Below are 816 nucleotides of genomic sequence, written 5' to 3' on the forward strand. Positions count from 1 at the left end.
CTATAGCTGGGTTAGAAAAAAACAATAACGGCATTTATGATATTGAAATAAAAGCCACGTTGATTGAATTAGAAAGTCTTAAAAAAGGGTTAGATCAATTTAAAAATATTGATCATGGGAATTTAGACTCCAACACCGTGGACGATATCTATAACAGTTCCTTTACTCTTTTCAACAGTGCTGTATTCCCCATGTATGAATCAGCAGCAGTGAAAAATACAAGTCTGTTCGCGTCTTTAAAAAATGATAAATATCTTCCGCTTAGACGTAACTTTAGTGCAGCCATAGAAAAATATAATGACAAAATTACCTCTCTTAACGCTGAAGCGAATCACAGAATTACCCAGTGGGTTGCATGGTGCCAATATATACTTATAGGTGCTATGGCCCTCAGCGTTGTCATTATGCTTTTGAGCGATCGTTATCTGGCAAACTTTCTTGTTAAACCATTAAACAAAGTGAAAGCTCACCTTGAATCATTGGCAACCGGCATACTTGATAGCAAAATTGCTTTCCAGGGTAAAAACTGCGTTGGACAATTAATACCTTATATCAACAAGATGCAAGATAACTGGGCAAAAACAGTATACGACATCCGAAACAGCGCCGATTCAATTTATAAAGGCTCCAGTGAAATCTCCACCGGGAATACCGACCTTTCCTCCAGGACGGAAGAACAGGCATCTGCACTTGAAGAGACAGCCGCAAGCATGGAACAACTGAGTTCAACCGTTCGACATAATGCAGATAATGCGAGTCAGGCCAGCACACTGGCAGAACAGGCAACTCAGGAGGCAAACCAAGGCGGTGTTATTG

General features: G+C 40.2%; 1 pseudogene. It reads left to right on the forward strand.

Going from position 1 to position 816, the window contains the following annotated elements:
* Positions 1 to 816: pseudogene (locus AC1DUO_RS25660) on the forward strand (methyl-accepting chemotaxis protein); the annotation flags it as partial.

This window comes from Rahnella sp. P4_A8 (assembly GCF_056402435.1).